Source organism: Microbacterium sp. CH12i (assembly GCF_000685355.1).
In the GTDB taxonomy this organism is placed as follows: domain Bacteria; phylum Actinomycetota; class Actinomycetes; order Actinomycetales; family Microbacteriaceae; genus Microbacterium.
This window is the reverse complement of record NZ_JHET01000002.1, coordinates 213963-230174: the sequence shown is the minus strand read 5'-3', so window position 1 is coordinate 230174 and position 16212 is coordinate 213963. Positions and strand designations below refer to the sequence as shown.

Annotated in this window: 16 protein-coding genes and 1 tRNA gene; 7 read left to right on the top strand and 10 right to left on the bottom strand. The window is 64.0% G+C overall.

Features of this window, described 5'->3' with window-relative positions:
• The first annotated feature begins 11 nt into the window (after positions 1-11).
• Together DC31_RS02925 and DC31_RS02920 are read left to right on the top strand one after the other, a co-directional pair.
• Positions 12-926 carry a diaminopimelate dehydrogenase gene (locus DC31_RS02925; protein WP_327036793.1) on the top strand — a complete coding sequence of 305 codons (915 nt, stop codon included), beginning with the start codon at positions 12-14 and terminating at the stop codon, positions 924-926.
• Positions 927-1038: 112 nt separating this feature from the next.
• Entirely contained in the window at positions 1039-2751 is a 1713-nt protein-coding gene (locus DC31_RS02920; RefSeq protein ID WP_036276765.1) for a long-chain-fatty-acid--CoA ligase, read from the top strand.
• Between the two features lie 21 nt (positions 2752-2772).
• On the opposite strand, the gene DC31_RS02915 is transcribed toward DC31_RS02920, so the two are convergent.
• On the bottom strand, positions 2773-3609 hold the full coding sequence (locus tag DC31_RS02915) for an MFS transporter (protein ID WP_235201289.1): 837 nt from the start codon (positions 3607-3609) through the stop codon (positions 2773-2775).
• Complete coding sequence (locus DC31_RS19070; protein ID WP_235201288.1) at positions 3606-3959, bottom strand: hypothetical protein; 354 nt, start codon at positions 3957-3959, stop codon at positions 3606-3608. The genes DC31_RS02915 and DC31_RS19070 overlap by 4 nt, the downstream gene beginning before the upstream one ends.
• Before the next feature lie 173 nt (positions 3960-4132).
• Between DC31_RS19070 and DC31_RS02910 the strand changes: the two genes are divergently transcribed.
• Both DC31_RS02910 and DC31_RS02905 read left to right on the top strand, forming a co-directional pair.
• Entirely contained in the window at positions 4133-6019 is a 1887-nt protein-coding gene (locus DC31_RS02910; protein WP_036276746.1) for an FAD-dependent monooxygenase, read from the top strand.
• Between the two features lie 12 nt (positions 6020-6031).
• Positions 6032-6463 (top strand): MarR family winged helix-turn-helix transcriptional regulator, encoded by a 432-nt coding sequence (locus DC31_RS02905; protein ID WP_036276732.1) that lies wholly within the window; start codon positions 6032-6034, stop codon positions 6461-6463.
• Here DC31_RS02905 and DC31_RS02900 read toward each other — a convergent pair whose 3' ends face one another.
• From DC31_RS02900 to DC31_RS02885, 5 genes are read right to left on the bottom strand one after another with little or no spacing between them, the layout of a single operon-like run.
• A complete protein-coding gene (locus tag DC31_RS02900) occupies positions 6464-7273 on the bottom strand; it encodes a MalY/PatB family protein (RefSeq protein WP_327036792.1) in 810 nt (269 codons plus the stop codon).
• Positions 7261-7632 (bottom strand): hypothetical protein, encoded by a 372-nt coding sequence (locus tag DC31_RS20120; RefSeq protein WP_327036791.1) that lies wholly within the window; start codon positions 7630-7632, stop codon positions 7261-7263. Before DC31_RS20120 ends, DC31_RS02900 begins: the two co-directional genes overlap by 13 nt.
• 13 nt (positions 7633-7645) lie before the next feature.
• A complete protein-coding gene (locus DC31_RS02895; RefSeq protein ID WP_051606346.1) occupies positions 7646-7930 on the bottom strand; it encodes a DUF6457 domain-containing protein in 285 nt (94 codons plus the stop codon).
• Positions 7923-8516 carry a molybdenum cofactor guanylyltransferase gene (gene mobA / locus DC31_RS02890; protein ID WP_036276714.1) on the bottom strand — a complete coding sequence of 198 codons (594 nt, stop codon included), beginning with the start codon at positions 8514-8516 and terminating at the stop codon, positions 7923-7925. The genes DC31_RS02895 and mobA overlap by 8 nt, the downstream gene beginning before the upstream one ends.
• The gene (locus DC31_RS02885; RefSeq protein ID WP_036276699.1) at positions 8513-9715 is read right to left on the bottom strand and encodes a molybdopterin molybdotransferase MoeA; all 1203 of its coding nucleotides are present in this window, start codon (positions 9713-9715) and stop codon (positions 8513-8515) included. The genes mobA and DC31_RS02885 overlap by 4 nt, the downstream gene beginning before the upstream one ends.
• Positions 9716-9805: 90 nt before the next feature.
• Between DC31_RS02885 and fdhD the strand changes: the two genes are divergently transcribed.
• The 3 genes from fdhD to DC31_RS19820 are packed head-to-tail and all read left to right on the top strand — an operon-like array spanning position 9806 to position 13018.
• Positions 9806-10699 (top strand): formate dehydrogenase accessory sulfurtransferase FdhD, encoded by an 894-nt coding sequence (gene fdhD, locus DC31_RS02880; protein WP_036276697.1) that lies wholly within the window; start codon positions 9806-9808, stop codon positions 10697-10699.
• Complete coding sequence (locus tag DC31_RS19825; protein WP_268748205.1) at positions 10683-11780, top strand: molybdopterin-dependent oxidoreductase; 1098 nt, start codon at positions 10683-10685, stop codon at positions 11778-11780. The genes fdhD and DC31_RS19825 overlap by 17 nt, the downstream gene beginning before the upstream one ends.
• On the top strand, positions 11762-13018 hold the full coding sequence (locus tag DC31_RS19820) for a molybdopterin dinucleotide binding domain-containing protein (protein WP_268748204.1): 1257 nt from the start codon (positions 11762-11764) through the stop codon (positions 13016-13018). Before DC31_RS19825 ends, DC31_RS19820 begins: the two co-directional genes overlap by 19 nt.
• 20 nt (positions 13019-13038) lie before the next feature.
• Here the strand turns inward: DC31_RS19820 and DC31_RS02870 are convergent, their stop codons facing one another.
• The 3 genes from DC31_RS02870 to DC31_RS02860 all read right to left on the bottom strand — a co-directional run bounded on the left by DC31_RS02870 (position 13039) and on the right by DC31_RS02860 (position 16150).
• Positions 13039-14142, bottom strand: a complete 1104-nt coding sequence (locus DC31_RS02870; RefSeq protein WP_036276694.1) for a magnesium and cobalt transport protein CorA — start codon at positions 14140-14142, stop codon at positions 13039-13041.
• A gap of 133 nt (positions 14143-14275) precedes the next feature.
• Entirely contained in the window at positions 14276-15862 is a 1587-nt protein-coding gene (locus DC31_RS19055; RefSeq protein ID WP_036276692.1) for an HNH endonuclease signature motif containing protein, read from the bottom strand.
• A gap of 217 nt (positions 15863-16079) precedes the next feature.
• Positions 16080-16150, bottom strand: a tRNA-Gly gene (locus DC31_RS02860).
• Positions 16151-16212: the final 62 nt, after the last annotated feature.

Sequence of the window (16212 nt, the reverse complement as noted above, 5' to 3'; positions counted from 1 at the left end):
AAAGCAGGGGCATGAGCGAGAAAATTCGAATCGGCATCGCCGGTTATGGCAACCTGGGGCGCGGTGTTGAGGCCGCAATCGGTAAGAATTCCGACATGAGCCTGGTGGGTGTTTTCACCCGGCGTGACCCGGCTCAGCTCACGCCGTTGCATCCTTCTACTGCGGTCTTCTCGATGGATGATCTACCCTCCCGACGGGACGACATCGATGTACTGATTCTCTGCGGCGGGTCGAAAGCCGACCTTCCGGTGCAGGGGCCGGAGCTTGCGGCGCTGTTCACCACGGTCGACAGTTTCGACACGCATGCGCGTATCCCCGAGTACTTCGAAGCGATGGATGCTCCGGCGAAGGCAAACGAGACAACAGCGTTGATCTCGGTCGGATGGGATCCGGGATTGTTCTCGATCAACCGGCTCTACGGCGAAGCCCTCATCCCCGACGGCGATACCTACACGTTCTGGGGTCGGGGGCTGAGCCAGGGACACTCCGACGCGATTCGCCGCGTCGCAGGAGTGGCGGGCGGTGTGCAGTACACGCTGCCCGCGCAGCCGGCGATGGATGCTGTGCGCAGCGGCATCCGTCCGCAGCTCAGCACGCGCGATAAGCACACCCGCGAGTGCTTTGTTGTGCTCGAAGATGGTGCAGATACGGCATCCGTTGAGCAGGCCATCGTGACCATGCCGCACTATTTCTCCGAGTACGACACGACGGTGCACTTCATCACCGCGGAGGAACTCGCTCGTGATCATGCGGCGATGCCGCACGGTGGTTTCGTCATTCGCAGCGGCAATACCAGCGAGGATGCATCTCAGGTCATCGAGTACAGCCTCACTCTCGACAGCAACCCCGAGTTCACCGCGAGCGTGCTTGTGGCGTATGCGCGGGCGGCGTTCCGTTTGACGCGCGGGGCCAGTTCGGTGCAGTGACGGTGTTGGATGTTCCGCCGGGATTACTCTCGCCCAGGACTGCGGCGGAGCTGCGCGCCGAACTGCTGTGATGACTGGTGGTGGCTTGCCACCATCAGCGTAGGCTTTGCGCATGCAGCTCAACGAGACTCGCGCCTGGAACCGGTTCTACGCTCCGGGGACGCCGATCGACATCGAACCTGTCACCGGATCTCTCAGTGATCTGCTCGACGAACGCGTCGCCGAGTGGGGCGACCGCGACGCGATCGCTTTCTTCGACCGTACGGTCAGCTACCGCGAGCTCGGCGACCGAGTCTCGCGGGTCGCCAATGGTTTGCGTGAGATGGGCGTGAAGGCGGGCGATCGCGTTGCGCTGATCATGCCGAACGCCCCGCAGCACGTCATCGCCTTCTATGCCGTGCTGCGCCTCGGCGCTGTCGTCGTTGAGCACAACCCGCTGTACACCCGCGACGAGCTCGAGGTGCAGTTCCGCGACCACGGTGCAGTGACCGTCATCGCGTGGGACAAGATGGTCGCTACCCTCCGCGCGATGCCCGCAGATCTCGGCATCCGGGACATCATCTCGGTCGACATCACGCGGGCGATGCCGTTCGCTACGCGGCTGGCGTTGCGGCTTCCGATCGCGAAGGCACGCGAGTCGCGCGACAAGCTCACCGCCCCGGCGCCTGGCGCTGTGCCGTTTGCGAAGCTCGAGCGCAGTGCACCGCTTGCGGCATCGCACCCGCGTCCGAAAGGCGGCGACCTCGCCGCGCTGCAGTACACCTCTGGCACAACCGGCACGCCTAAGGGTGCCATGATCACGCACTCCAACCTGTGGTCGAACGCGCGTCAGGGTGCCGCATGGATGCCGGAGTTCACCCGCGGTCAGGGACGCATCTACGGTCTGCTGCCGATGTTCCACGCTTTCGGCGTTCTGCTCTCGGTGATCTACTCGGTCGAGACGGGCTCCTGCGCAGTGCTGTTTCCGACGTTCGATCCCGAACTCGTCTCGAAGGCAGCGAAGAAGTTCCCGCCGACGTTCGTGCCGGCGGTACCGCCGATGTTCGACCGGCTGGCTCGCGTCGCGAAGGAGGGCAACCTCGACCTTTCGGGCGTTGTCTATGCGATCTCCGGCGCGATGACGCTGACGCCGGCGATCGTGAAGCGCTGGGAAGACCAGGCCGGCAGCATGCTCAACGAGGGCTACGGCCTCACCGAGACGAGTCCCGTTGCACTGGCTAACCCCTTCTCTGACGCACGCAAGATCGGTGCGATTGGCATCCCGTTCCCGACCACCGACATCCGCGTCGTCGATCCGGACGAGCCCACTCGTGAGGTTGAGCTTGGTGAGGCCGGAGAGTTGCTGATTCACGGTCCGCAGGTGTTTCGGGGGTACTGGAACCGTCCGGAGGAAACCGCAGCCACCCTGCTCGAAGGCGGCTGGCTGCGCACCGGCGACCTCGTCGTGCAGGATGAGGACGGCTTCGTCACAGTCGTTGACCGCAAGAAAGAGCTCATCATCACCGGTGGATTCAACGTCTCGCCGAGCGAGGTCGAACAGGTTCTGGTTGGTGTCGGCGGTGTCGCGGCATCCGCTGTCGTCGGCATCCCGCGCGGCGGTGGCGCCGAGGTTGTCACGGCCGTCGTCGTGCTCGAAGAAGGCGCGTCGTTCGATGAAGAAGCGGCGCGTGAGGCTGCGCGCGAACACCTTGTCGAGTACAAGCGCCCGCGCTCATACATGGTCTGGGAAGAGCTGCCGACGTCTCTGATCGGAAAGGTGCTGCGCCGTAAGGTGCGCGACGCCCTCATCGCCGACCGTCACGCGACTCGCGCTGCGGCGGACTGAGATCTAGCCGCTGAGGCGCGTTCAGCGCCGGTCGAGCACGAACCGATCGCGCGCCGCGAAGATACCAATCACACCCTGCAAGGTCATCGTCACGAGCAGGATGACGAGCGCTGCCGTCCAGTTTCCCGTCAAAGCGTGCACGCCTCCGAAGAGCACCGGGCCGATTGCTGCGATTGCGTAGCCGACGGACTGCGACATGCCTGACAGCGCAGACGATGTGCTGTGATCGCGGGCGCGCTGCGCCATCAGCGTCAGCGAGACGCCCAAAGAGAGGCCGGAGAACAGGCCGAGTGGCATGACCCAGATGCCGACGGCATCCGGCCAGATCATGAGGCCGACGATCCCGGTGATACCAAGGATCGGCAACGCGGCCGGTGTGATCTGCGCACCACGACCACGCATCGCCAGGGCCACAGTGAGGGCGCCGACCAGCGAGAGCAATTGGTAGATCATGACGTCGACACCCGCGACTGCGGCGCTGCGTCCGGTCGCGAGGGACATGGATGCAAGCCAGGTGACCAGGATATAGAAGGTGGTCGACTGCACGCCCATATAGCCGGCGACCTGCCAAGCGACCGGATCACGCCAGATGCCGGTGCGTGGCGCGCGTTCGAAGGATGCTGCTCGCGTCGCCCGCATCTCGCCGCGGCTGACCAGCCACCACCCCGCCAGTGCCAGTGGCACGACGACGCCACCAGTGATCAGCAGCGAGAGCCTCCATCCCGCCCCGACATCCGAGCCGGTCAGATCAGCAAGGGGAACCGCGAGGCCGGATGCCATCGCACCCGCTCCGCCCAGAATCGCTGAGTACACCCCCATCATCATCGGCACCCGCAGCGGGAAGTCCCGCTTGATCACCGCCGCATCAACACATTCGCGATCGCGAGTGCGATGCCGATCAGGGCGGTGCCGATCCACAGCCACGCGGTCGACCCGGGGAGCGAGCGGACCATCACACCGACGGCAAGCAGGCCCAGCGCCGCGAGCACGGCACCCCCGAGCCCCAGACGTCGCCCGACCCCGTGCGCGAACGGCGACACAATCGCCCACGTGATCAGCACGATCGTCGACAGCGCGCCGAGCAGTGCGAGCGGGATGCCGGTGTCCGCTGCCATCCGGTCGATCAGCGGCCCCACGGCGGTGATCGCCGGTCGCATTACAACGGCGACGAGACTCAGAGCGATTACGCCGGCGATAGCGGGCAGCATCCGACGGCGTTCAAGATCAGCGATGATCGGAGTCCTCTCAGTCCTGTCGGATGGCTTGCAGAACGTGCTCGTCAGGCTGCGGCGCGATCAGTGTTTTACGCTACTTCAAATTTCCACTGGACAAATAGTTGGTATGCAAACTACTATCGACTAAAGCGTTCAAAGGAGTTCGTATGCAGTTCCACCTCAATGGCTTCCACGCCGGTGACCCGACCATTGCCATCCCTGCTGCTGGTGTCGACGACCGCCCAGCATTCAACACCTCGGCGACTGCCGAGGTTGATGTCCTGATCGTCGGATCCGGCCCCGCGGGGCTCATGCTCTCGGCGTATCTGTCGCAGTTCCCCGAGATATCCACGCGCATCATTGAGCAGCGTGAAGGTCCGCTCGTGCTCGGCCAGGCTGACGGAATAGCCTGTCGCACGGTAGAGACGTTTGAAGCTTTCGGGCTCGCGTCGCAACTTCTGCAGGAGAGCTACTACGTCACGGAGACCTCGTTCTGGCGGCCGGACACGTCGAACCGCACAGACATCGTGCGCACCGGGCTCATCCGCGATGTCGAAGACGGACTGTCAGAGTTTCCACACGTCATCGTGAACCAGGCGCGCATCAACGACTACCTGCTCGGTTTCATGCAGCGCAGCGCCACGCGCCTTGTGCCCGACTACGGGTGGGAGTTCGCCGGTCTCGAGACTGACCGCACCGACGCGCATCCCGTGCTGGTGACAATGCGATCGACCGCCGGTGAGCTCGCCACCGTGCGTGCGAAGTACGTCGTCGGCGCCGACGGTGCGCGAAGTGGCGTCCGCAAGGCAATCGGCCGCACGCTCAACGGCGAATCGGCCGGTCACGCCTGGGGTGTCATGGATGTTCTCGCGGTGAGTGACTTCCCTGACTTCCGTGTGAAGGCGGCGATCCAGTCTGAGGCCGGCAGCATCCTTCTGATTCCTCGCGAGGGCGGCTACCTCGTGCGCATCTACGTCGACCTCGGCACGGTCACCGATGACAACCGCGCCGAGGTGCGCGGAAAGAGCAAGGAGCAGCTCGTCGAAGCGGCTTCCCGCGTGCTGCATCCGTACTCTCTCGACGTCAAAGACACCATCTGGTGGTCGATCTATGAGGTCGCGCAGCGCGTCACCGATGGGTTCGACGACGTGGCTGGTCGAGATGGCCAGGACCCGCGGGTGTTCATCGCCGGCGACGCGTGCCACACGCACAGCGCCAAGGCCGGTCAGGGCATGAACGTGTCGATGCAAGACGCGCTCAACCTCGGGTGGAAGCTCAGCGCTGTGCTGCGCGGCGCAGCCCGGCCCGAACTGCTGGAGACGTATTCGACCGAGCGCGTTCCGGTCGCAGAGCGGCTGATCGCTTTCGACAAGGAGTGGTCGGCGATGATGGCCGCTCCTCCCAAGGATCCGGCTCACTCCGAACGTGGAGGCGTTGACCCTGATGAGCTGCAGGAGTACTTCGTCAGCGCCGGACGATACACCGCCGGCGTCGCGACCCAGTACACGCCCTCGACGCTGACGGGCAGCGATGCTCATCAGCAGCTCGCCAGCGGATTTGAGGTCGGCACACGATTCCACTCGTCGCCCGCGACGCGCATTGCGGATGCTCGACACCTCGAGCTCGGTCACGTGCACCGTGCCGACGGCCGCTGGCGTCTCTATGCATTCAGCGGTGCTGACGAATCGGCGCTCGCCGCGCTGTGCGACTGGCTGGAGAAGGATCCCGCGTCTCCCATCGTTCGTCACACTCCCGAGGGTGATGACATCGACGCCGTTATCGATGTGCGCGGCATCCTGCAGCGACCGCACCGCGAGGTCGAGGTCGGCGAGCTGCCCTCGCTGCTTCGTCCCCGTAAGGGGCGGTTCGGGCTCGTCGATCACGAGAAGGCGTTCAGCTCGATCACCCGCGGGGCTGATCTGTTCGACGCGCGCGGCGTGGATCGCGACCAGGGCGCGATTGTGCTGGTGCGCCCTGACCAGTACGTCGCCCAGGTATTGCCGCTGACCGCACGCGAAGAGCTGAGTGAGTTCTTCGGTGGCTTTCTCGCCTGAGAGACTTCAGCCATGAGTGTGCCGCCGATTCAAAGACTCAGCCATACCGGTCACCTGATCCGTCGGGCGCAGCAGTTGCACGTCGCCCTGTGGAATCAAGAGGTGTCGAGCGAGGTCGGCAGTGTCCAATACGCGGCGTTGGCGGTGCTCGAAAGTGCGCCAGGGGCCAATCAGCGAGAGCTGGGAAGCGCGCTCGACCTTGACCGTTCGACAATCACCGCGCTCGTCGAACGACTGAAGCGCAAAGGCCTGATAGATCGAGTGCAGAGCGAACAGGATCGTCGGCACAAGGTGCTGACAATCACAGAGGCCGGCCGCGATGTGTTGCGTGAGCTTGATCCGAAGGTGGCGCAGATGAACGAGTCGTTGACCTCGGCGCTGTCGGACGAGGAGCAGGTGGTTCTCCGGCGGTTATTGGGGACGATGCTGGAGACCGGCGACTAATCACTGAGGGCGTTTGTTGAGCGCGTCCGCGATCCGAGTGATGGCCTCAACTAGCAGCGGGCGGGGCAGGGCGAACACGAAGCGGGTGAAGCCGATGGCTGCGACACCGCAGGCTGCGCCGTCGGTCATCGCGACGCCGGCATGCTCACGGAACCATTCGCCGAGGTCTCCGGTGAGTCCGCTCTGTCGGAAGTCGAGCATGGCGATGTAGGTGCCCTCCGGCATCGTCACGCGCACGTCGGGCAGGTGCTCTTCGACGAGTTCGGCAAGCAGGCGGCGGTTGCCGGCAAGATAGTCGACGACCTCGTTCAACCACTCTTCGCCTTCGTTGTACGCGGCGACGTTCGCGACGGCGCCGATCGTCGAGGTGCCGTGGCCTACCCACCCGCCGACGCGATCCCAGACCTCAGCATCCTCATCGTTGGAGAGGATGATCTGTGCGCACTTCAGGCCGGCGAGATTCCAGGCTTTCGAAGCGGATGCTGCCGTGATGGTGTGGCCAGCGGCAATCTCAGAGATCGAGGCGTACGGAATGTGCTCGGCGGGGGCGTAGACGAGCGGCGCATGGATCTCATCGGAGAACACCCGCCCGCCAGCGCGAGCGACCGTCGCAGTGATGAGTTCGAGCTCTTCACGTGTCGAGACCGTACCGAGTGGGTTGTGCGGATTGCACAGCACGAACAGTTCGCCGCCGTCGGCGAACGCGGCTGCCACCGCATCGTGGTCGATCTGCCAACGACCATCGAGCTCGATGCTCGGCACTTCGATGACGCGCCGGCCGTGCATCTGCGGCACCATCAGGAACGGCATGTACGCCGCGTCGGCACGATGACAGCCGACCCCGGCTTCGTGAAATTCTCGATAGCGAACTCAAACGCCGCGATGACGTCGGGGACGTGGTGCACGCGATCCGCCGGCACGTTCCATCCGTGGGCACGCGAGTAGCGGTCGGCCGTTGCCTGCGCGAGGTCGTTCGCAAGATGCTCGGGGAGGTAGCCGGTGAGTCCGCGGTCCATCGCCGCGTTCACAGCATCCTTGATCGGCTGGGCGAGACCAAAGTCCATCTCTGCGACGAACGCGCCGATCATGTCGGGGAACATCGTCCACTTCATGCTGCCTGCCCGGCGCAGGTCGCTTCTCGTGATCGCGTCGATGTCCTGGTGCGTCATATGTCGAGCGTAGTCACGATCTCGGCGGAGGATCGGTGGCAGGAGAAGCGGCTGCGGCCGCACCCCACGCGGCAATCGCCGAGCGTGTGCGAGCAGCCGCGTCATCAACCGACATTCCGCGTGCAACCGCAACACCCACGAGGTAGGTCGTGAGCGGGCCCGCCGGCCGCACGATCCCGTGTGCGGCGTCGCGCGTGAGGTCGAGCAGAAGGTTCGTCGGTACCTCTCCTTCGGGGAGATCGAGCGCCTCGGCGAGCGACGCGACCCAGCTGTCGAGTCCAGCGGGTGAGTCAGACATTTTGATCCTTTCGCCTACTCCGATGCTCGTCGATGTCAGCCCAGGTATCAAGGTCGCGTGCGCTTCCTTCGTCGGTGACAGTGAGGAGCGTGAGAGGTGCAACGAGCGCACGCACAGAAGCGCCGGCCGGGTCCGAGAACTGCGCGAGCGCCTTGCGCAGCGAAGAGATGCGGTAGCGCCCGGCGAGCCACTGTTCACGTCCGTCAACATCCACAGCGATCACGGCATCCGCATTCGATGAGAGCGGCACCTGGCTGAGCCGCTCAACGAGCGTCGGTGCGAGTGGCAGGTCACAGGCGAGGATCCACGTCTCAAGAGCTTCCGAATCGTCAAGCGCGGCGAGCCCGGCCGCGATCGCCGCCACGGGCCCGCCGAAGCGCGGCTCCTCGCGGACGACGCGCACGCCTGGGCGGCCCGTCTCATCCGGCCCGACCGCGATGATCGGCGCGCAGTCATGCACAGCCGCATAGACGTGGTTGACGAGGGGGATGCCGTCAATCTCCATGGACGCTTTGTCGATGCCGCCGAGCCGTGACGCGCGCCCGCCGGTCAGCACGATCGCCGCGACAGGAACCAGCGGCGTCATGACAGGACCATCACAGAGACTGGATCACCGATGCTTACCCGTTCGACATCTTCCGGAACAACGGCGAACGCCATCGCTGCAGCGAGTGAAGTCACCAGGTGAGAACCGCTGCCGCCGCGGGAGGCAGGCTGCACCGTCTTCTCGTCGAAGATCGCGGGCAGGATCTGCACGCGCCCCGATGGAGAGTTCCATCCGGTGGCGGCCATTCGGGTGACCCGGGGTCGATCAAGCACTACGGCACCAGCCATTCTTCGCAACGTGGGGCGCACGAACATCTCGAACGAAGCTGCAACGCTGACGGGATTACCCGGAAGACAGAATGCGAGCATTCCCGATTCCAGCACACCGAAGCCCTGCGGGCGGCCCGGTTGCATCGCCACGCTGTCGAACCGTACTCCGAGCTCTCCGCCGAGCACAGTCCTGACCACGTCGAACGCGCCAACACTCGCTCCGCCGGAGAAGATCACGGCGTCAGCGTCGACCTCACTCAGCGCTCGCCGCAGTGTTGCGGGGTCGTCCGCGATCGTGCGCACCGAGATGATGGTCGCGCCGCTCGCGCGGACTGCTGCAGCCAGCAGCACCGAGTTCGATTCGGGAATCTGGCCGCGTTGCGGAGTGTCCGAGGGGGCGATGAGTTCGCTCCCCGTCGATATGATCGCCACCCGCGGAGCGCGGTGCACCAGCGCCCGCCCGTAGCCTGCCGACGCGATGCTCGACAGCTGCCACGGCCCGAGGGGGGTTCCCTTGCCGACTGCGAGCGCTCCGGCCGGAGCATCCTCTCCACGCCGACGGATGTGCGCACCGGGCGCGGGCTGACGGATGATGGTGACCTTCTCTGGTGCGCTCTCGCGGACGACCGTTCCGAGATCGGTCAGCTCCAGCGGAACGATCGCATCCGCGTCGGCAGGTACTGGCGCCCCCGTCATGATGCGCACGGCCTCTCCGGGTCCGATCGCAGGATCGTCCGCTGATCCTGCAGCGACGTCGGCGACGACTCGCAGAGATGTGCCGGCGGTGGCGTCTGAGCGACGCACGGCGTAACCGTCCATTCCCGAGTTGTCAAAGAGCGGGATCGGCCAGCGGCTAAAGACGTCCGCAGCCAGGATGCATCCGAGGGCATCGGCGAGCTCGCTCATGGCCGTGGGCGTGGGGCGAGCGGCATCCAGGATGCGCGCGCGATGCTCATCAACGGTGATCATCGAGAAGGTCCCATGTCGTTACGCTAGCGCGACTGGCGAGCCTGTGCTCGCACAGGCTGAGGGCCGGTCGTCGGGGGCTACGCTCGAGGTATGGGTCGAATCACGACGAAGCGGTCGGTGTTGAAGGTGACGGTGGGCGGCAGCACCCACCGTCGGCCGGATACTCTCGCCGTCGAGGAACCGCTGGAGATCCGGGTCGCTGGTACGCCACTGGCAGTCACGATGCGCACGCCTGGCCACGACGTCGAACTCGCTGCCGGGTTTCTCGTCTCCGAGGCTGTGATCGGCGTGGGTGGCGAGTTTCAGTCTGCGATCCACTGCGGTGGGCCGGGCACAGGCGGGGTTGAGAACACGTACAACGTTCTTGACGTCTCGTTGGCGCCCGGAGTGGCTTTGCCCGCGCCGGAGCTGGCGCGTTCCTTCTATACGACCAGTTCGTGCGGAGTCTGCGGCAAAGCTAGCATCGACGCCGTCGAGACGGTCTCACGCTACGACGTCAGCGCGGACGCCATCGTCGTAGATGCTGCGGACATCGCCCAGTACCCGGACCGACTGCGTGAACAGCAGGATGTGTTTGACAAGACCGGCGGGCTGCACGCGGCCGCGCTCTTTGACATCGCGACCGGCGAACTGCTCGTACTGCGCGAAGACGTCGGCCGCCATAACGCAGTCGACAAAGTCGTTGGGTGGGCACTGCTGAATGATCGCCTTCCGCTGCGCGGCACAGTGCTTCAGGTGTCGGGTCGGGCGAGCTTCGAGCTTGTGCAGAAGGCGGTGATGGCCGGCATCCCGGTACTGTCCGCGGTGTCAGCTCCGTCGTCTCTGGCTGCAGAGCTCGCTGAGAAGTCGGGGCTGACCCTTATCGGCTTCGTGCGTGGGCAGACGATGAACGTGTATTCCCATCCACATCGGGTGCGGGTGGAATCGACGGCGCCGACAGCGGCGCTCGTGTCGGAAGGAGCAGGCGATGACCAGTCTCAATAGTGGGGTCGCTTTCGGCCTAATGCCAGAGACTCCTCGGCAGGGTGGCTACGGCCCGGTGACGAGCAAAGCGTGGTCGCAGGGCGACTATCTGCACCCCGCAGCGGCGTGGGGAGCGGCGCTCTCGGTCGGCGAAGTGCTCGTAAAATCGCAACGTCCGGTGAGTGGCGCGCTGGCGATGTTCACGATGAACCATCCCATCAAGGGCTTCGATTGCCCCGGATGCGCGTGGCCTGACGATCAGAAGGGCCTCAAGCTCGACATCTGCGAGAACGGCATGAAGCACGTCACGTGGGAGATGACCCACAAACGTGTCGGCAGCGGGTTCTTCTCGAAGCACACCGTCAGCGAGCTCTCGACCTGGACGGACTTCGATCTCGAGAACGCCGGGCGTCTCACCGAGCCGATGGTCTACGACCCCGAGACTGATCGGTACGCACCGATCAGCTGGGACGATGCCTTCGCGCTGATCGGCGAAGAGTTACGCGCGCTCGAGAGCCCCGATGAGGCCACGTTCTATACCTCGGGTCGGCTGAGCAACGAGTCATCCTTTCTGTACCAACTCATGATTCGTGAGTACGGCACGAACAACATGCCGGACTGCTCGAACATGTGCCACGAGGCGTCTGGTCGGGCGTTGACGGCATCGATCGGCAGTGGCAAAGGCACCACCATGGTCGACGACTGGGAGCAGACCGATCTGCTGTTCCTCCTCGGGGTGAACGCCGCCTCGAACGCTCCGCGTATGCTCACCGCGCTGTCGGATGCGGTGAAGAACGGCGCGCAGGTTGTGCACGTCAACCCTCTGATCGAGGCCGCGTCTAGGCGCACCACTGTGCCGCACGACTTCGTCGATATGGCGCTGTTCAAGACGCATGAGACCGGGACGCTTGACCTCCAGGTGCGCCCCGGCGGTGACATGGCGCTGATGCGCGCCATCGCGAAAGTGGTGTTCGAGGCGGCCGAGACCGACCCGAGTGCACTGGATGCTGATTTCATCGCCGAGCACACCACCGGCCTCGACGCTATCGCGCGATCGTTGAGGCGACGCCCTGGGCCGAGCTGGTGGAACAGGCGGGCCTGACTGAGACGCAGCTGCGCGCCGCCGGCCAGCTCTATCTCAACGCAGGCAAGACGATCATCAGCTGGTGCCTGGGCATCAGCCAGCAGGAGCACGCCGTCGACATGGTGCGCGAATTCATGAACGTGCTGCTGCTGCGGGGCAACATCGGTCGTGTCGGTGCGGGTCCGGCGCCCGTGCGCGGTCACAGCAACGTGCAGGGCAACCGCACCTGCGGCATCAACCACCACTCACCCGCCTGGTTGCTGGACGCCCTCGACGAGGTCTGCGGCATCACTTCGCCTCGTAAGCCCGGACTGGATACCGTCGCCAGCATCCACAAAATGCACGAAGGTGCGGTCAAAGTCTTCGTGAGCCTGGGCGGCAACTTCGTGCTCGCGGCTCCCGATACTCATTACACGGCAGAGGCGCTCAGCGGATGCAGGTTGACGGTGCAGGTGAGCACGAAACTCAACCGCAGCCATCTTGTGCACGGGAAGAAGGCGCTCATCCTTCCGTGCCTCGGGCGCACCGAGCGAGACGAACAGGCTGGTGGACTGCAGGGGCAGTCTGTTGAGGATGCCATGAGCATGGTGCACCTCTCCGTCGGCAAGAAGAAGCCGGCCTCTGAGCATCTGCTCTCTGAACCGGACATCATCGCCCGGATGGCGCGCGCCACCATGCCAGACAGTGCGACGTCGTGGGAGGCGTACGCGGCTGACTACGACCGCATCCGTGACGTGATGGCGAAGGTGCTGCCGGGCTTCGAGGGGTTCAATGAGCTCGTGCGACAGCCGAACGGTTTCCGCATTCCGCAACCGGCGCGAGAGCTCGACTTCCGCACGCTCTCGGGCAAGGCAGAATTCTCTGCGCCGGCGCTCTACGACGTGCTGCCTGCCGCGGACGACATGCTGGTGTTGCAGACCATGCGTTCGCATGATCAGTGGAACACCACGATCTACAGCAACAACGATCGTTATCGCGGCGTGAAGAATCTGCGTGAGCTGATTTTCATGCACGAGGCCGACATGCGCGAGCGCAGAATCGAGCAGGGCGACTTTGTCGACATCGTCTCGACATCAAAGGACGGCTCGCAGCGCGAGCTGCGGAAGTACCGTGCGGTCGCGTACGACACCCCGCGAGGAAGCGCGGCGGGCTATATGCCAGAGATGAACGTGCTCATTGGCCAGGCCGACTACAGCGCGCAGAGCGACCAGCCGCTGATGAAAAGCATTCATGTTCGCGTGGCGCGCTCAGGTTGACGCTCGGGATGTCATGACTTTCACATCCATTTCTGGCGTTTGAAGAGCACGTACAGCACGAGGGCAAACGCGACCATTGCTCCTACCGCGAGCGGATACCCGAAGGCCCAGTGCAGCTCGGGCATGTTGTCGAAGTTCATGCCGTAGATCGCGCCGATCAGCGTGGGGGCGAAGAGGATTGCGGCCCACCCTGAGATCTTCTTCATATCTTCGTTCTGCCGCTGGGCGACCAGCGTCCCGTTGACGGTCAGAATCTGTGAGAGCGAGTCGCGTAACTCAACAACCTGCAAGTCGACGCGGTGGAGATGGTCGGCCACGTCTTGGAGATAGGCCTGCAAGGGATCGGGGATTTCGTAGCGGTCGAAGCCCTTTCTTAAACCTTCCAACACTTCGGTGAGACCGTAGGTTGCCTGCCGAAGGTCGATGATTTCCCGGCTCAGGCGATAGATGCGCTCGGTGACGGTGGTGTCACCACTGAAAACCTGGCGTTCAATCTGTTCCCCGTCAATCTCCAAGCCGCGGACGACCGGTGCGTATCCATCGACGATCGCATCAAGCAGACGGTACGCGACCGCTTCGGGTCCGAGGTGTAAGAGGTGCTCGTCGTCAAGTAGCGTGTGCTCGCCGCCATCTGTGGCAGCCGATGCATCGCCGGCGTCGACGCCGTCTATCCACCTGCCGTCCTGGCAGAGCACCGCGATCGCATGCGGCCTGACCAGCACGTGGAACTCCGAGAAGTCCACTTCTTCGGCGTCATCCAGATACCGTGCCGACCGCACGACCATGAAGAGGACATCTCCGTAGCGCTCCAGCTTCGGACGCTGCCCGGCATGCAGAAGGTCTTCGATGAGCAGCGGATGCAGCTTCCACGCACCAGCGAGCTCTTCGATCTCGAGTCTCGTCGGTGCCGGGTAGAGCAGGAGCGCTGTGCGGGAATCGTTGCCATCGGCGAAGGCCATTGCGTCGGTTACCGACGTGTCGAGCGGAGCGCGGGTGAGGTGGCCGTCCTCGACATACCGCGTGCGACGTGTCGCGTTGGTGTCTTCTAGCGGGTCGGCGGCGGGGCGTCGACGAAAGACGCCGGGTCGACGTGGTGCGGATCCCTCACCGGGTTGCTGAGTCATCGGTCGTGCTCCTTCGGCGCTCGCTGCCGCATAGCGGCCCCGCTCAGTCTCGCCCATGCGTCGGGCTGGGGCAAAGATGCGGAGAGGAATTCAGACTCACCGGGGCTTCAGAGTCGCGCGCCGCGTTTACTGATCAGGCGAACATGACGCGCAGTGTTGGTTGATCAGCGTAGGTTCGACCGAGCGGACTGGTCCATAGGACGACTCCGTCGTCGAGTTGTGTGGCCGTCCAGCGGTCTCGGCTGTCGACGTCTGGATGCTTGAGCGGATGATGGCTGGTGCAAAACAAGCACAGGTTGCAGAGGGAGGTGGGTCCGCCCTTGGCATGGTCGTGATTGTGATCGATCTGGCAGCGATGTGCGGGCGTGCGGCAGCCGGGGAATCGACAATGCTGGTCACGGGTTCGCAAGAAGCGTTTCATCCCTGAGGTGGGGACGTAATTGTCTGTCTCGGTGACCATGCCTCGCGGATCGAGGAACGCTCTGTCCCAGCTGGAGGCGTGGCCGGCAAGAATACGGGCCGCATCTGGCGTCATCGGTCCTTGCCCGTTGAGTTCAGCCATCGCGTTGTTGTCCCCGGCGAGGGTGGAGGCGCTGATGGTGATCTGGACAGTTGCTTTCACGGACTCAAGCGCTGTCGTCGTGACGCTGGTCGGTGTGGTCGTCAGGAGGAGGTCGGCGAGTAGGTCGGCCCGCAATTGGTCCGTCGTGCGGGTGTCGTGCGTGAGCGGTCCGTACCCGTCGTGCATCGGTGTGGATTCGTGGAAGAGTCCGTCGGTGGTGTCTTCGATGAGATCGGAGTCATCGATGAACTCATCGCCCTCAGGATCGGAAGCCATAGCACCGACGTCTTCGGCCGAATCTTGTGCCGGACTTTCTGCCGAATCTTCTGGTGTACCGCTCTCCCACGGTGGACGCTCATTCATCGTGTACTGGAATGCATCGTCAAGATCATTTGACGGTTCGGGATCGGACGGGGCCTGTTCGGCACGCGCGGCATCTCGCTCGGCTCTGATCTTCGCCAGTGTGGATTGGCGCGGTCGGCGCTGTCCCTTTGGGCGAGCCTTGACGACGTCGCCAGCCATCGCTGTCAAGCGATCATGGATGGCGTAGGCGAGAAGCTCGGGCAGGATCGCAGTCAGCACCGCCATGCCGTCGCCATCAGGTTTGACCGTGACGCTGCGTTCGGTGCGGGCCCGGCGATGCTGCTCAGCCATCCCCTCGGGGAACACCGTCGCGGCGACGCCGCGTGCGTGCGTGCGTGTGCGAGCAGCAGTGTCTTTCTCTGCAAACGGCACCACCTGGCGTTCGTACTCTTCGCGCAGCTCATTAGCGTCGGGGTGACCGCTCACGTTCGGTACTTCAGCCACGATGACGTCGGCGTGACGCTTGCTGATCGTTCCCGCCGTCAGCGCAGCGTGAGTTGCGGGGAACTGCCGCACCAGGGACCACGCATTGGTGATGTGGATACCGGCCGTGCTTGGCGGAATATGTGCGGCCGCCGCGTACTCGGCGCACATCGATCGGAATGCGAATTCATCCGATCTCGGATCCAACGATCGCTCCTGCGCGAGTAGGTCGAGCCGCGCAGCCAGTTTCTCGGCACGCCGTGCTTCGAGCGCGGCAATCTGCCTTCCCAACCCGACCCAATCGTCGAGGAGCTCGCCGCGTACCACGAGGGATTCCTCGAGTGCCTGGAGCGTCGGACTGATCGGTGCCATAGACCTATACTAGAACAAAATGACGATAAAAGAAAGGATTCTCAGTAGTCAAATTAGCTCTTAATAACTAGTTAGATATCTAGGATCGCGAGATCGACGCCGAGTTGGGCAATGGGCGCGTCGCGCGCGGCAAGCAACCCGTATTTCGCGGATCGATCCGGTGACCGCGACACGTGTGCCCTGTCTTAAGGACGCTATCGCGCTGCGAAAAAGTCGGAGGGACTGACGGGAATCGAACCCGCGCTATCTGCTTGGGAAGCAGAAGTTCTACCATTGAACTACAGTCCCGAGGCCTTGCGGCGTTCGGCCAGCATAACAAACTTGCGCATGCAGTTTCGTCGCTGCGGACG

Coding starts and splice junctions, on each gene's coding strand:
- DC31_RS02885 (WP_036276699.1), bottom strand. CDS start 9,715: ATGATCACCGTTGATGAGCATCGCGCGCGCATCCTGGATGCCGCTCGC.
- DC31_RS02925 (WP_327036793.1), top strand. CDS start 12: ATGAGCGAGAAAATTCGAATCGGCATCGCCGGTTATGGCAACCTGGGG.
- mobA (WP_036276714.1), bottom strand. CDS start 8,516: ATGACGCCGCTGGTTCCTGTCGCGGCGATCGTGCTGACCGGCGGGCGC.
- DC31_RS02895 (WP_051606346.1), bottom strand. CDS start 7,930: ATGTCTGACTCACCCGCTGGACTCGACAGCTGGGTCGCGTCGCTCGCC.
- DC31_RS02905 (WP_036276732.1), top strand. CDS start 6,032: ATGAGTGTGCCGCCGATTCAAAGACTCAGCCATACCGGTCACCTGATC.
- DC31_RS02910 (WP_036276746.1), top strand. CDS start 4,133: ATGCAGTTCCACCTCAATGGCTTCCACGCCGGTGACCCGACCATTGCC.
- DC31_RS02900 (WP_327036792.1), bottom strand. CDS start 7,273: ATGCCGTTCCTGATGGTGCCGCAGATGCACGGCCGGCGCGTCATCGAA.
- DC31_RS19055 (WP_036276692.1), bottom strand. CDS start 15,862: ATGGCACCGATCAGTCCGACGCTCCAGGCACTCGAGGAATCCCTCGTG.
- DC31_RS20120 (WP_327036791.1), bottom strand. CDS start 7,632: ATGACGCACCAGGACATCGACGCGATCACGAGAAGCGACCTGCGCCGG.
- DC31_RS19070 (WP_235201288.1), bottom strand. CDS start 3,959: ATGCTGCCCGCTATCGCCGGCGTAATCGCTCTGAGTCTCGTCGCCGTT.
- fdhD (WP_036276697.1), top strand. CDS start 9,806: ATGGGTCGAATCACGACGAAGCGGTCGGTGTTGAAGGTGACGGTGGGC.
- DC31_RS02920 (WP_036276765.1), top strand. CDS start 1,039: ATGCAGCTCAACGAGACTCGCGCCTGGAACCGGTTCTACGCTCCGGGG.
- DC31_RS02870 (WP_036276694.1), bottom strand. CDS start 14,142: ATGACTCAGCAACCCGGTGAGGGATCCGCACCACGTCGACCCGGCGTC.
- DC31_RS19825 (WP_268748205.1), top strand. CDS start 10,683: ATGACCAGTCTCAATAGTGGGGTCGCTTTCGGCCTAATGCCAGAGACT.